Raw genomic sequence first — 13,911 nt, 5'->3', positions numbered from 1 at the left:
TCGTGGGCGCTCTGAGGACGGCCGGCGGCACGCTGATCGGCGATCCGAGGCACGCCGCCAAGGGCGCCCGGCTGCTGGCGCGCGGTCGCGGCATCCTGGCGGCCAGTACCGGTGGCGGCGTCCACCGCGAGTACGACCACTGAGACGGCCCGACGTTCAGGCCGGGGCGGGCTCTGCCTCGGTACGGGGCTCGGGTGCGGGTCGGGTGCCGGGCTCGGAGGTGGTCTCGCTCTGAACGCCGGAGACTGATGAGGGAGTCGCAGCGTCGTCGGTGGGTTCAACGCCCGGCTCGTCGTCGGTGCCCAATGGGACGGCGTCGCGCAGAGCGGGTTGCAGTACCGCGGCCCCCAGAACAATCGGTAGATAGGCCGGCAGCACCGTCCACGGTCCCACGAACACGTTCTGCACCACAGTCAGGGCCGCGAAGAACAGCCACGGCGTGGCTTTGAGCCGCCCCAGGTCTCGCATCATCGCGGCCAGCGCCATCCCGGCGATGAGCAGCAGCAGAAGCGCTCCGGGGATCGACGCCGCCGCCCACATGTCCATGAGCCCCGAGTGCAGCTCGATACGGCCCCCGAACATGAAGTTCTCGACGTATCCGTTGTCCGGGTCGTAGCCCAGGGCTGCCATCCCCTGCTTGGCGACCCACAGGTCATCGAAGCGGGGCTTGACGCCGGCGCCGTACCCCCACGGGCGGTTGCGGAACAGGGCCCAGGAGGCGCCCAGCTCGGGCCGGGCGGACAAGAGCAGGCCCGCGGAGCTCGAGGATTGGGCGATGGTCCGGTTCTGGGCGTCCTCACCCAGGGTCCCGGACTCCGAGGCCGCAACGACCCCGGCCATCGCCACGGCCCCCACGACCCCCAGGACGGCGATCTGCGAGACCGCCAGGCGGCGCGGGGTGGGCACGCGCCAGCGCGCCCAGGACGCCAGGGCCTGCCAGACGACCGTGCCCAGGATGATGGCGAGGAAGGCCAGGGCGGAGCGCGAGTCGGAGACGAGGAAGACGCCGCTCAGCCCCAGGAGGGCCACGATCTGCACCAGTCGGCGCCGGTTCGCCACGAAACTGAGCACCATGATCGACACCGCCGCGCCGACTCCGAACTTCCATGGGTTGGGATTGGTCTGAAACAGCGACAGCGAGTCCAGGAACATGCCGAAGCCGACCGCCAGCGCCGCGCGGCGCACGCCCAGCCGGCGCGCCCCCCACACGAAGACGGCCACGGCGCAGGGCACCGCCAGCAGGCTCAGGGTGGTGACGCGGCGGGCCCAGGCCTCGACGGCGAAGCTGCTCTCCGCCAGCAGGGACATGATGTAGGCGGTACCGGCCGCCAGGATGGACAGCATGAGCATCAGGGAGAACCGGCGCGCGTTGCGCACGGCCGTCCAGGTGATGGGAATCGAGACGAGCGCGAAGCAGTCCCCGACGCTTAAGGCAGCGGCCAGTTCGCGACGCACCCCCACGCAGATCAGGAGGACGACGGCGATCGTCATCTCCAGCCTCCGCCGGGGCCTCGGTTCAGGGCTCGCCTGGGAATCAGCCTCCGACGACATTCGCGATCCGCCGTGGGAGGGAGCCTGCGACCAAGATTGGGCCACGGCCGGTCAGGATTCTTTCCGGGAACGACGGCGCCCGATGATGAGCAGTGGATCCTCGACCTTGTCCTGCGGGTTCTTCTTGCTCAGGAAGTACAGCAGGATCGCCATGATGGCTCCGGCGGCAAGACCGATGGCAGCTCCAATGAGTGCAGTGGACACAGCCGACAGGCTGGACGGGGATGTCGGGGTCGTCGGCGGATTGTCCACCGCGAGGGTCAAATCACCGCTGCCTGGCACCAGGTATGACTGTTCCCGGGCCACCGAGTCCAGTGTCCCGATCTCCGCCTGGGCGATCGCATGGGCCCGTTCGGGGTCGGTGCTGGTGGCCTTGATCTCGATGATGAAGGTTCCGGTCTTAGCGCTCACCGAAATCGACTTGCTCAGCTCGGCCTGACTGATCCCCGTGGACTTGGAAACCTCCGAAAGAGTGCTCTCCGAAGTCCCGAGCGCAACGAGCGTCGGGATGATCTTGTCGAAGCTGCTGATCGGAGAGGGGGCGTTGGGATCATCGGGCCGGTTCTCGACAGCGAGCTTCGCGCTCGTGGTCGAGGTGTACTGCGCCGGCGTCAGCAGGCCGAAGACGAGGCCGATGATGGTGCCCAGCACGACGTGCATGACCACGAGGACTGCGTTCTTGCGCAGCGCGACGATGAGGGTTTCCGGGTCCATGGGTTCCGTTTCGGTGATTGCGGGAACAACAGAATAGCGTGCCGCTTAGGGCGTGGGCCGGGCGCAGGAGATGAATCACCTCGTTCCTGGGCACTTCTCAGCACCCGCTCGTGCCCGATTGCCCGGGCTTGTAAGGCGGCCGACGAGCGGGGACGTGATGAACCTGACGGGAGCCGGGTCGAGCCGGAGCGAGGGCCGCGGCCCCGAGTGGTTCTGAGCGGCCCCGGTCAGGTCTGGTCAGAGGTGCGTTCGGCGGCGGGTTCCTCAGTGTTGAGGCCGCTGGTTCGGCCGGAGGAGCCGGAGTGGAGCCTGGGCCTGGCCTTCATACCGCGCAGGCCATTCCAGGCGAGGTTAACCATGTGGGCAGCCACCTCCTCCTTGCTCATCGAGCGGTTCTCCAACCACCACTGGGCCGGCATGGCCACGATCCCCACCAGCATCTGGGCGTACAGCGGCGCTGTGCGCGGGTCGAGGTCGTGGGCGGCGAACTGCGAGGCGAGAATTCCGGAGACCTCGATGGCAACGTCGGCTAGCAGCGTGGAGTAGGTGCCGGCGGCGCGGTCCGAGCCCGACGAGAGGATGCGGAACCCGTCGGGGGAGTCCTCGATATAGGTCAGCAGGGCCAGTGCCGCCCGCTCGGCGATCCGTGAGGCTGAGCTGGAGGCGTCAGGTGCGCCCGATCCGTCGGTGGTGGCGTCCGGGTCCGCTGCGGGGCCAGCGGACGGGTCGGTGATCGCCGAGGAGATCGCAGCGGAGATCGTGGTGATCTCCCGGTCGACGACGACGGCGTACAGGCCCTCCTTGCCTCCGAAGTGCTCGTAGACCACCGGCTTGGAGACCTGGGCGCGGGCGGCCACCTCCTCGACGCTGGTGGCGTCGAAGCCACGCTCGGCAAACAGCCCGCGGGCCACGGCGATGAGCTGCTCGCGCCGTTCACTGGCGCTCATACGGGTGCGCTTGGTGGCCATGGCGTCACACCCCGCCAACCCGGCTGGCCTGATGGACGGCTCGACGACGCTCGGACCACTGGGCGAAGCGCGCCGAGGCCAGGGCGCCGGTGCGGCGTGCCAGTCGGTGGCTGGGCGCCTCGATGTAGCGCTGGAACATCCAGGTCAGTGGCGCCGAGGCCGCCGGGGCCAGGATGAGCAGCCACCACGGCGAGGTCGACTGCGTCAGCAGCCGCAGGGAGACCACGACCGGCTCGTGTACGAGGTAGAGGGAGAAGGACATGAGCCCCAGGTACTGCACCGTGCGCGAGCGCAGCAGACCGCGCAGGGCCCCGGCGCGCACCACGAGGTGGACCAGGTAGGCGGCCGCCGCCAGGGTGACCGCATTGGTGATGCGCTGAGCCGCGTGGCTCTCCATCCCCGGCCACCAGGCCAGGGTGATGAGCAGCAGGCAGATCAGGGCCTGCGCCGTCGCCCAGGGACGGGGGCGCTCCGGGACGACGACGGGATCGTGCCCCCAGGCCCAGCCCATGACCGCGCCGACGGTGAAGACCGGCAGGTAGCTGCCCGAGCCGGGGCTGGCGGTGATGACCGGGACGGCCAGGGCGGCCGCCACCGGCAGCCAGGAGAGCCGCCACCGGGCGCACAGGGCCACCCCGAGGATCATCAGGGGAAGCATGAAGGAAAAAATCGCCTCGGCGTGCAGCGACCACAGGACCGTGTTGCGATAGGCGTGCTTGGGGATGAGCAGGTACTCCATGAGCATCTGGCGCGCATCGAGGCCCGTGGGGTGGATCGCCGTCATCCAGTGCCCCAGCGCCGGGTTCTCCGAGCGCGGCACGAGCAGCATCGCGATGACCGCGAAGGTGGTGGAGGCCGCCGCCGGCAGCCACAGGCGCACAAACCGCCTCGGGGCGTAGTCGACCCAATCGAAGCGCCGCCCCTGGGCATGGCGGCGGGCCACCGGATAGGTGAGGGCAACGCCGGACAGGATGAAGAAGATGAGGACGGCCTCGTGGCCGGCCCACAGCAGGTGGAGGGGGCTCTGGGTCAGGAGCCGGTGGAACGCGCCGGTGGGCACGACTCCGGGGCGGGCGCCGACCTCGGCCAGCGCCGGTACGGTCTCCAGGCTGTGGTAGATGAGGACGACGGCGGCGGCAAGTCCGCGCAGGCCGTCGAGCTCGACGAGCCGCACCGCCGCCGGCTTGCGAGAGGATGAGGGAGGAGGGGAGGCGGTGGGACTGGAAGGGGAACTGGACATGGGACCATCCTGCCCTGCCTGCCCGGTCGACTGAGAAGTCCTGTGAGTGTGGCATCGGTCCGCCTGCGCTCGGAACGCGCGTAGAGCGGGTGCGCAGCACGCTGAGCTGCGTCGAAGGTGCCGAGGACGACCGGGACGTGAGAGACTGTCCCGGCGTCGCGCCCCTCGACACTCGGCTGGGGGCTGGGACGCACCTTTCCGCCCTGGTGTAGCGGCAGCACGCAGGCCTTTGGAGCCTTGAGGCCCGGGTTCGAATCCTGGGGGCGGAGCGGCGTAGCATGAGGGTGTTGGGGTTCCCTCGCTCTCACGTCCGCCGTCGGCCTTCCGGCTGCCTGCGGGCCGTGCGCCAGCCGTCCGTCCATCCGTACCTGATCAGAAACTGTTGGAGTCCGTCCCCGTCTCCGTCCGGAGATGTCGGGAGCCAGGGCGCGAACCTGTGAGAAGAGGACACGTGACCCCCACTGCACCAGCCGCCGTCATCGTCATGGCCGCAGGCAAGGGAACCCGTATGCGATCGGTCACCCCCAAGGTCCTGCACCGGATTGGTGGTCGCAGCCTTGTGGACCACGCCGTCACCGCCGCCAGGGGGCTCGCGCCCCGTCACCTCGTCGTGGTCGTGCGCCACGAGCGCGACGCCGTCGTCGCCCACCTCGCCGAGGTCGCCCCCGACGCCGTCCCGGCCGACCAGGACGAGGTCCCCGGCACCGGGCGGGCCGTGGCCTGCGGGCTGGCCCATCTGCCCGAGGACCTGACCGGGCCCGTCGTCGTTACCAGCGGGGACGTCCCCCTCCTGGACACCGCCACCCTCCAGGCCCTGCTGGCCCAGCACGCCGAGCGCGGCGACGCCGTCACCCTGCTGACCACCGAGCTCGACGACCCCAGCGGCTACGGGCGCATCGTGCGCGAGGCCGACGGCACCGTCTCGGCCATCGTCGAGCAGCGCGACGCCACCGAGGCCCAGCGCGCCATCCGGGAGATCAACGCCGGCGTCTACGTCTTCGACGCCGCCCACCTGCGCACCGCCCTGGCGACCCTGGGCACGGACAATGACCAGGGCGAGGTCTACCTCACCGATGTCGTCGCCCACGCCCACCGCTCGGGTCGACCCACCAGCGCGCTCGTCGCCACTGACCACTGGCTCGTCGAGGGCTGCAACGACCGCGCCCAGCTCGCCGAGCTCGGCGCCGAGCTCAACCGGCGCGTCCTGCGCGACTGGATGGCCCGGGGCGTCGGCGTCGTCGACCCGTCCTCCACCTGGGTGGACGTCACCGCCGAGCTCGCCCAGGACGTCACCCTCGAACAGGGCGTCCTCGTGCGCGGCACCACCCGGATCGGCCAGGGCGCCCGCGTGGGCGCGTACGCGATCCTCACCGACGCCGTCATTCCGGCCGGCTGCGTGGTCGCCCCCTTCAGCCAGTTCGACGCCGACGGCGTCCAGGGCTGAATCGTGAGCGCACCGGCCCGCCGGCCCCGGCCGAGTCGGCCACCCGCCTCCACCTCCGTCTCCAACAGTCACACCGAGGGCCATACCGGCCGTGAGAAGGGAACCACGTCATGACGGGCATCATCACCAAGGGCGAGAAACGGCTGGTCGTCGTCTCCGGACGGGCCCATCCCGAGCTCGCCCAGGACGTGGCCAGCGAGCTCGGCACCGAGGTGCTGTCCTCCACGGCCTACGACTTCGCCAACGGGGAGACCTACGTCCGCTTCAACGAGTCGGTGCGCGGCTGCGATGTGTTCGTCGTCCAGTCCCACGGCGACCGCATCAACGACTGGCTCATGGAGCAGCTCATCATGGTCGATGCCCTCAAGCGCGCCTCCGCCAAACGCATCACCGTGGTGGCCCCCTTCTTCCCCTACGCTCGCCAGGACAAGAAGCACCTGGGGCGCGAGCCCATCAGCGCCCGCCTCGTGGCGGACCTGTACAAGACGGCCGGCGCCGATCGCCTCATGAGCGTGGACCTGCACACCTCCCAGGAGCAGGGTTTCTTCGACGGCCCCTGGGACCATCTGTGGGCCCAGCCGGTACTCGTGGACTACGTGCGCACTCGCGTCGACCCCTCCAACACCGCGGTCGTCTCCCCTGACGCCGGCCGCATCCGGGTGGCCGAGCGCTGGGCCAACCAGCTCGGCGGCACGCCACTGGCCTTCGTTCACAAGACCCGTGATGTCTCCCGCCCCAACGAGTCCGTGGCCAATCGCGTCGTCGGTGACGTCGAGGGGCGCTCCTGCGTCCTGGTCGACGACATGATCGACACCGGCGGCACGATCGCCAAGGCCGTCCAGGTGCTGCTGGACTCCGGCGCCAAGGACGTCATCGTTGCCGCGACCCACGGGGTGCTCTCCGGGCCGGCCGTGGACCGCCTGTCCACCTGCGGGGCCCGCGAGGTCATCGTCACCGACACCCTGCCGATCCCCGCCGGCAAGCGTTTCGAGCAGCTCACGATTCTGCCGATTGCACCGCTGCTGGCCCGGGCCATCAAGGCCGTCTTCGACGACGGCTCGGTCGCCTCGCTCTTCGACACGGTCGGCGTCCCGGGCGCCTGAGGCGGGAGACCGGCGGGCCGATCCGGCTCAGGGGCCCTGCGCCGGGGCTGATTCCACGCTCGCCGGTTCTCGCGCCGTTGCGTACCGCCGTGCGCCGCCCTCGCCGGGTCCTGACACCGGGCCCGGCGAGGGCTTCGTCATGAACCCGGTGGGCAGCGCTGCCCATGAGGATCAGTCGTGGCCGGGGGATCTAGGGGATACAGTCGCTTTCAGGTAACGATTTCATTGCTATTCAACCTAGCGGTTGCGTAGTGTGGAGTCGTCACCAAATCGTGTCCCGTTCGTACGGGACACGCTACCTGGAATAACGTGCTCTACCAGTTAAATTATTTTTGTCGTAGATGTTCCGGCTGGTGGTGCTCGTCGTGTGAAATCCCTGTGGTGTCAGCGATATGTCTCCACCCCACGTGCACAGTCGTAGCCATATCTCCCGGAGGTTCCCGTGCAAGGTCGCTCCAGCACTCCCCGTGTCCTTATCATCCTGTCCCTTCTCTCGCTCCTCCTCGCCTTCACGGTTGTCCTCACCCCCGCCGTACCGGTGTCGGCGGCGGAGGACCGCGGCGAGGTCAACTCCGATGACGGCTCTGGAAACGCGAACGATCAAGGTGAGGGCGGAGACGGCGCAGACGCCGCCGGGCGGTCCTCCGACCCGACCGGTCAGTCGTCCAAGGAGCCCCCGTACACGGCCTCGCCCCTGCCCACGGCGCAGATCGACGGCGTCGCCTGGGGCCAGCTCGTCGTCGGCGACGTGGTCTACGTCGTCGGTGACTTCAAGACCGCCCGTCCGGCCGGTGCCCCCAAGGGGCAGCAGGAGGTTCCGCGCTCCAACATCCTGGCCTACGACATCAACACCGGGCAGCTCATCGAGGACTTCGCCCCCACCCTCAACGGCGCGGGAAGAAGCCTGGCTCTCTCCGAGGACGGCAAGACCCTCTACGTCGCCGGGGAGTTCGACAAGGTCAACGACGAGTGGCACAGCCGCCTGGCCGCCTTCGACATCTCCCAGGGGCACGGAACCCTCATCTCCTCCTTCCGTCCCATGTTCAGCACGACCGTTAAGGACATCGCGGTGGCCGGTGACACCCTCTACGCCGGGGGCTACTTCACCAAGGTGAACGGCAGGCCGCGGGTCCGGCTGGCGGCCCTCAAGGCCTCCACCGGCGAGCTCCTGAACTGGACTGCCTCTGCGGAGGGTCCCAACGCGCAGGTCTATGCGATCGAGGTCTCGCCGGACCACTCCAAGGTCGTCATCGGCGGCTCCTTCTCCTCGGTCAACGGCTCGAGCCAACCCGGCTACGGGATGGCGCTCCTGAGTGCCTCCACCGGTGAGATGCTGCCCATGCCCGTCAACGACACCGTGCGCACGGCCGGGGAGAAGGCTGCCATCTTCGATATCGCCGTCGACGACGCCGGTTTCTACGCCACCGCCTACTCCGCCGTCGGACGCCTGGATGAGGCCAACCTCGAAGGGAGCTTCAAGGCCGATTGGGATGGCAACCTCATCTGGCTCGAGCCTTGCCACGGCGACACCTACGGGATCGCGCCCACCAAGGAGATGGTCTACACGGTCGGCCACGCCCACTCATGCGAGACCATCTACGGCTTCCCCAACATGCCCGAGGTGCGCAAGGACGGCCCCCACCCCCTGTATGTGCGGGCGATGGCCTTCACCAACAGCCCCGACATCACCATTCGCCACCAGGGGGTGGTCGATGGCTACCAGGACTGGTCGACCTCGGGCTACAAGAGCCCCATGATCGTCGGCTGGTACCCGGACCTGCAGGCCGGTACCAAGACGGGGATGTCCCAGGCCGCCTACAAGGTGGATGTCACCGACAAGTACGTCCTCATGGTGGGCGAGTTCATCGAAGCCGACGGCAAGGTCCAACAGGGAATCGTGCGCTATCCCAGACGTGCGGGCCAACCCACGCTGCCGCCCGAGGGCAAGGCCGAGACCCTGGGCGCCAAGGCCGAGGTCACGACGTCGGGCTCGGTCAAGGTCTCCTTCACTGCCACTTGGGACCGCGACGACCCGACCCTGACCTACAGCCTCTACCGGGACAAGGGGACGACACCGGTGGCCACCGAGAAGATCGGCGACACCCGCTGGGCGCTGACGTCCCACACCATGGAGGACAAGGCATGCCCGGCGGGCGACCACACCTATCGCCTCGTGGTCTCCGACCCCAGCGGCAATACGATCACCGCCCAGATTTCGAGCGTCACGGTCTCTCAGAATACGAAGGACGCCAATAAGGAGGCGGAGCGGGCCGACGACTCCGAGGACGACGAGGACGGCTGAATCGGCGCCGGCAGGCCATGACTCCTGGCCGGTGCGTAGAACGAGTGGGCGGGTCCGATGCGTTAGATCGGACCCGCCCATGACGTGTGTCGCTACTCGGCGAGGGTCTCCTACCAGGAGCGGCGCGGCGACTGCGTGCTGCGCCGAGCGGAGGCGGCGGAGGCGGCCGACGCCGTCGGGCCGGAGGCCGCGTGTCGGGCTGAAGCCGCTGAGGAGGCCGAGGCCATCCGCTGGTTGGGCTGGATCGATGGAGGCGGAGGCGGCGGCGGAGCGTCCGGCGGGTCGGGGCTGCGATGACGACCGCCGACCGAGGCCGGAACCGGCGTGAGGTGGCGGGTCTGATCGGTGGAGGACTCCTCGGCCAGTGGCGCCACAAGTGTGAGACGCGGCTTGGACATCCGCCGACGCCGGGCGAGGGTCTGCCGGCGCGAGGGCGCCTGCTGACGCGCCGATGTCGAACGGGGAGCCGGGGGCTCCTCCGCCTCGAGCAACGACTCCGGGCTGCGAACCGTGGAGCGTGCGGCCCTGGTGGCCGCAGCGGCATCGGGCGCCGAGGCCGAGGACTGGGATCGGCGGCGACTCGTCGCGGGAAGGGAGGTCGCGTCCTGCCGGCCGCTCGGCGATGACGGACGGTCCGCCGATGGCGACGTGATCCGACGTCGGGTGGGCACACTCGGTGCCGAGGTCGACGTCGGAGCCGAGGCGCGCCTCCGGCCGGGTGATGGGGCCGGAGACGACGAGACGGACGCGGACGTCGTCGTGGCGGGCGGGTACTGGTAGGAGGTCCCGGTCGAGGAAGCCGATGAGGCCGAGGACGCCGGAACCGTCTGCCCGGTGGGCAGAGCGGTCCTGCGTCGAGTGGGGGCGTCCGGCGCGCCCGGCGAGCGGTGGCTCCCGGAGACCGGGGCGGACGTGTACGGCTGCACTGCGATCGAGGGGGAGGCCGGCACCGTCAGGTCCGCCGGGGTGGGAAGCGGCGGCGGTAGAGGCGCGTGCGTGTAGGTCGGGGCGGTCTCGGGCGACGACTCCGGCGAGGCGGTCCCGGTCGAGGCCGCCGGCGTGTGCTCTCGGTCCTGCTGAAGGTGCATGGCCGACGTGATGCCCGAGGTGAAGGAGCCTCGTGCCGAGGCCGATGCCGCCGATGCCGACGACAGCGAAGCCGCTGAGGGAATCGACGCGGCCGAACCCGTGGAGGCCGCCGACCCCGTCGACGACACGGACGATGTGGAGGGCACTGAGGAGGTTGAGGACGGCGTCGGCAGAGGGGCGTGGGGCGGCTCCTGAGCGGAGGACTGCGCCGGTGCGGGGGAGTACAGGGGATCTGGGACCGCGGGCATCGCGGTCGTCTGCTCCGGTGCCTGCTGCGCGGAGAAGGCCGGGGCGGATGACGCCGTCGGCTGAGATGCGGGGACCGGGGCCGAGACAGATGAGGGGCCCGGCAGCGCGGGCGCCGGGGCAGGTGCTGAGAGAGGCGAGAACGGGGGCGCGCCGAGTTCCTGGGACGAGGCCATCGAGGCCATCGAGGCCGTCGAGTCAGCCATCGGAGCGGATACCGGCTGGGACTCGACGGCGCCGGATACCGCGCCGCCTGCCCGGGCGGGCTCAGGGCCCTGGGTGAAGGAAGCCTCCGGTGAGGTGGGAACCGGCGACTGGGCCTGGGCCTGAAGCTGCTGGTACTGGGAGGGATCCTGCATCTGCGCCTGGGTCGGCGGGGCAGGGGATGGCCGCAGCAGGTCCGCGGTCTTCTGCCTCAGCGACCGCAGGGAGGCCGCCACTCGCCCGCCGCCGGGCTCGCCGCTGCGCTCACTGCCGTGGCCGCTGTCGCGGCGGTGGCGGAACATGGCGTAGGAGACGGAGGCCAGCAGGCCCAGCAGCAGGCCGGAGAGCGCCGAGGCGCGGGCGCCGGGGCGCTCCATGACGGTGTTGCCCAGGGAGGCCGGCGAGGTCGTGCTCGTCGTCATCCCCAGGCTCTCCTTGCCCAGCAGATCGCCGGAGGAAATCTCCTTGTTGAGGGAGACCGCCGTCGCCTGGGCCATGTTGACCGCCTTCTGCCTGTTGTCGGCCTTGGCGGTGATGGTCAGGACCAGGGTCTCGGGCGGGTTGGTGACCGTCAGGGCGTCCGACAGATCGGTGGTCTTCATCTTCAGGGAGCTCGCCGCGGGATCCAGGACCTTCGGGCTCTTGGAGAGCTCCACCACGGTGGGCATGAGGTCCTTGGCCTGGGTTGAGAAGGAGGGGGTCTCCTTGGACTTGGGCTGGATCCCCAGGGTGGTGGTCGCCACCGCGACCGGCTTCGTCGACAGGGCTACTCCGAGCCCGGCCAGGATGCATACAAGCAGGATGACGAGGCAGGCTATGAGATTCCTGCGGATGGCGTGAAGGATCTGCGAAGGCTGCACGCTGCTCCTCATCTGGACTGGAACTGGTCGATTCGGGTGGCCCGTCGGCCCTTTGAGGACTCGGCGGATGCTGAAAGGCTACGGCCCAACCCTAACTGTAAGATCACGCTCAGGTCTCGATGACTGTAGTAACCTTCGCTGCGCCCTCGGCCATGCCGGGGTTCTCCGGTTGCATAGGACCGAATGATGTGGTGAGTCTTTCACCGGAGCCGTGCGACGGGCGAGAGTCCTTGGGACTCCCGCCACGGCGCTGAAGAAGACCCCGGAGTCGGCCGAGTGCGGCCGACGCCGTCGGACTTCTTACGGCTCCACCTGACCTTGGTCAGGGCCTCGGAGGTGCTCTCAGCATCTTCCCGGGCAGTTCCCACGACGTCCTACCTGTCCTCATGCACCCCTGCGCTCAGCGTCAGCCGACGACCAGCAGCCCGCCCACCGATCAGCCACCATTACGAGGGAGGAACGATGTCCTTCGCCAGGACCCTGTTCATCGTCCTCCCCATGGCGGCCGCCGCCCTGGCGGTCCTCGTCTTCGTGGCCGACCGCATCCACCGCCGTCCCATCGTCGGGGCAGGGCTGGCCATGTGCGCCATCGGGTTCGTACCGGTGTGGGTGATGATCCCCTTCGAGCCCAACGTGCCTCCGGCCACGCTGGCCTGCTTCCTGGTGATCGTCGCCCTCCTCCCCGGTTTCTCGTGGCGGTTGACCAGCGGGGACCTCATGGTCGCCACCGCCTGGGTCCTGGTGGGCATGTCCGCCGCCATGGGCTCCCCGCTCAACTACGTCCTGTCCGACGTTGTCTTTGGGGCTCTGCCCGCCTACCTCGCCGGGCGGCTGCTCGTGGAGCGCCTCGGGCTGCGGCGCATGGCCGAGGTCCTGGCGATCGTCTGGATCGTGGTGTCCGTGCTGGCGCTGTTCGAGGCCGTCACCACCATCAATCCCTTCAGCCGCATCCTCATTATTCACAACAACCTCTACGAGGAGTGGGCCCCATCCCTGGCCCGGGGGAGCTTCACCCGCGTCGAGGGGGCCTTCGGGCACCCCATCGCCCTGGGAGTGTGCCTGGCCGCGGGGATTCCACTGATTCTGGCGACGAGGTGGAAGCCGGGCTACCGGATTGCGGCCGGCGCCCTCGTCCTGGGAGCGACCGTCCCGACCTTCTCCCGCGCGGCGATCGCCTGCGCCGTCATCGCCGTCATTCTCAGCCTCATGCAGGTGCACACCAACATCCCCGCCCTGTGGCGGATGGGTTTCCTCACGGTGCTGGTCGGTGTGGGCAGCGTCCTGCTGCCCCACATTCTGGGTGTCTTCGACTCGGCCGGCCGCGAGCAGGAGGATTCGGCCGGCTACCGTGGGGACATCCTGATCCTGGTGCGCCAGCTCAAGCCGCTGGGGCTGTCCTCGGCCTACCAGAAATCGGGAGACTCCGTCGCCTGGGGCGGCTATACCTCCATCGACAACGACCTGCTCCTGACCGCGCTGCGCTTCGGCTGGCTCCCCGTGGTGCTCATCATGGCCGGGCTGCTGGTCTACCTGGCTCGGGCGCTCGTCCAGCGATCCAACCCCGCTCAGATCGCCCTGCTCAGCCTCATTCCGGCCTATGGGACGGTTGCCTTCATCACCCAGATCGGCACCGTCGTGTGGCTCATCGCCGGAATGGCGGCCTCGGCGCAGGTCTCGGTCCTGCTGGAGAGCCGTAACAACACCGCGGGAGGGGGCGTGGGCGTCGTCGCCGGGCGGGACAACCCCTGGAATCGGATCCGCAGCAGGGACTGGTCCCGCAGCGCCTTCACCGGCCGGCCGGTCCGCTCCGCCATCCACGCTGCCGGTGATGCCGAGGCGGGGAGTCACTAGACTCGCCGCCGTGCTCCTGACCGCGCTCCTGCCTCCGCTGCTCGCCGACGCCGACATCGCCCGCACCGTTCGCGCCGCCTCCTCCCGCTCGCGCACCGACCGCAGCCTCGTCGTGGCCCCCGGCGCCCGGCCCGCCGTCCTGGCCGCCATGACCCTGGGTGAGGAGGGCGTCGACCAGGTCGCCGGGGGAGAAGACGTGGCGGCCGCCGTCGGGCGGGAGGGAACCGACAGTGACGCCGACGCCGCCTCCGGCACGCCCCTGCTGGTCGTCACTGCCACGGGTCGTGAGGCCGAGGAGACGGCCCTGGCCCTGCGCAGCTACTTGCCGGCCGACGACGT

The 13,911-nt window shown here is 69.5% G+C and carries 10 protein-coding genes and 1 tRNA gene; 6 read left to right on the top strand and 5 right to left on the bottom strand.

Annotation, left to right across the window (positions count from 1 at the left end; all coding sequences use genetic code 11):
* Positions 1–156: 156 nt before the first annotated feature.
* The 4 genes from HMPREF0975_RS13300 to HMPREF0975_RS13285 form a co-directional block, all read right to left on the bottom strand.
* Positions 157–1,491: a hypothetical protein gene (locus HMPREF0975_RS13300; protein ID WP_009234724.1), complete on the bottom strand. Its 1,335-nt coding sequence runs from the start codon at positions 1,489–1,491 to the stop codon at positions 157–159.
* A gap of 111 nt (positions 1,492–1,602) precedes the next feature.
* Complete coding sequence (locus tag HMPREF0975_RS13295; RefSeq protein WP_009234723.1) at positions 1,603–2,265, bottom strand: chain-length determining protein; 663 nt, start codon at positions 2,263–2,265, stop codon at positions 1,603–1,605.
* Positions 2,266–2,492: 227 nt separating this feature from the next.
* Positions 2,493–3,233 carry a TetR/AcrR family transcriptional regulator gene (locus HMPREF0975_RS13290; protein WP_009234722.1) on the bottom strand — a complete coding sequence of 247 codons (741 nt, stop codon included), beginning with the start codon at positions 3,231–3,233 and terminating at the stop codon, positions 2,493–2,495.
* 4 nt (positions 3,234–3,237) lie between these two features.
* Positions 3,238–4,473, bottom strand: a complete 1,236-nt coding sequence (locus HMPREF0975_RS13285; protein ID WP_009234721.1) for an acyltransferase family protein — start codon at positions 4,471–4,473, stop codon at positions 3,238–3,240.
* A gap of 197 nt (positions 4,474–4,670) precedes the next feature.
* Here HMPREF0975_RS13285 and HMPREF0975_RS13280 point away from each other — a divergent pair.
* The 4 genes from HMPREF0975_RS13280 (at position 4,671) to HMPREF0975_RS13265 (ending at position 9,322) form a co-directional block, all read left to right on the top strand.
* Positions 4,671–4,742: transfer RNA gene (locus HMPREF0975_RS13280), tRNA-Gln, on the top strand.
* Positions 4,743–4,924: 182 nt separating this feature from the next.
* Complete coding sequence (locus tag HMPREF0975_RS13275) at positions 4,925–5,917, top strand: bifunctional UDP-N-acetylglucosamine diphosphorylase/glucosamine-1-phosphate N-acetyltransferase GlmU (RefSeq protein ID WP_009234720.1); 993 nt, start codon at positions 4,925–4,927, stop codon at positions 5,915–5,917.
* Between the two features lie 110 nt (positions 5,918–6,027).
* Entirely contained in the window at positions 6,028–7,020 is a 993-nt protein-coding gene (locus HMPREF0975_RS13270; protein ID WP_009234719.1) for a ribose-phosphate diphosphokinase, read from the top strand.
* A gap of 442 nt (positions 7,021–7,462) precedes the next feature.
* On the top strand, positions 7,463–9,322 hold the full coding sequence (locus HMPREF0975_RS13265; RefSeq protein WP_009234718.1) for a hypothetical protein: 1,860 nt from the start codon (positions 7,463–7,465) through the stop codon (positions 9,320–9,322).
* A 110-nt stretch (positions 9,323–9,432) separates the two neighbouring features.
* On the opposite strand, the gene HMPREF0975_RS13260 is transcribed toward HMPREF0975_RS13265, so the two are convergent.
* On the bottom strand, positions 9,433–11,721 hold the full coding sequence (locus HMPREF0975_RS13260) for a YveK family protein (protein ID WP_009234717.1): 2,289 nt from the start codon (positions 11,719–11,721) through the stop codon (positions 9,433–9,435).
* Between the two features lie 462 nt (positions 11,722–12,183).
* On the opposite strand from HMPREF0975_RS13260, the gene HMPREF0975_RS13255 reads away from it, so the two are divergent.
* Positions 12,184–13,572: a hypothetical protein gene (locus tag HMPREF0975_RS13255; protein ID WP_009234716.1), complete on the top strand. Its 1,389-nt coding sequence runs from the start codon at positions 12,184–12,186 to the stop codon at positions 13,570–13,572.
* A 10-nt stretch (positions 13,573–13,582) separates the two neighbouring features.
* On the top strand, positions 13,583–13,911 hold a 329-nt coding region (locus HMPREF0975_RS13250), incomplete at its 3' end, for a hypothetical protein (protein WP_156808314.1).

The sequence above is a fragment of the Actinomyces sp. oral taxon 849 str. F0330 genome, assembly GCF_000239715.1.
GTDB classification, from domain to species: Bacteria; Actinomycetota; Actinomycetes; order Actinomycetales; family Actinomycetaceae; genus Actinomyces; species Actinomyces johnsonii.
The sequence above is the reverse complement of the archived record's forward strand: the minus strand, read 5'-3'. Positions and strand labels throughout refer to the sequence as shown.

Excerpts from the sequence above, each read along its gene's own strand:
- HMPREF0975_RS13295 (WP_009234723.1), bottom strand. The coding sequence starts at position 2,265 with ATGGACCCGGAAACCCTCATCGTCGCGCTGCGCAAGAACGCAGTCCTC.
- HMPREF0975_RS13270 (WP_009234719.1), top strand. The coding sequence starts at position 6,028 with ATGACGGGCATCATCACCAAGGGCGAGAAACGGCTGGTCGTCGTCTCC.
- HMPREF0975_RS13300 (WP_009234724.1), bottom strand. The coding sequence starts at position 1,491 with ATGACGATCGCCGTCGTCCTCCTGATCTGCGTGGGGGTGCGTCGCGAA.
- HMPREF0975_RS13285 (WP_009234721.1), bottom strand. The coding sequence starts at position 4,473 with ATGTCCAGTTCCCCTTCCAGTCCCACCGCCTCCCCTCCTCCCTCATCC.
- HMPREF0975_RS13255 (WP_009234716.1), top strand. The coding sequence starts at position 12,184 with ATGTCCTTCGCCAGGACCCTGTTCATCGTCCTCCCCATGGCGGCCGCC.
- HMPREF0975_RS13290 (WP_009234722.1), bottom strand. The coding sequence starts at position 3,233 with ATGGCCACCAAGCGCACCCGTATGAGCGCCAGTGAACGGCGCGAGCAG.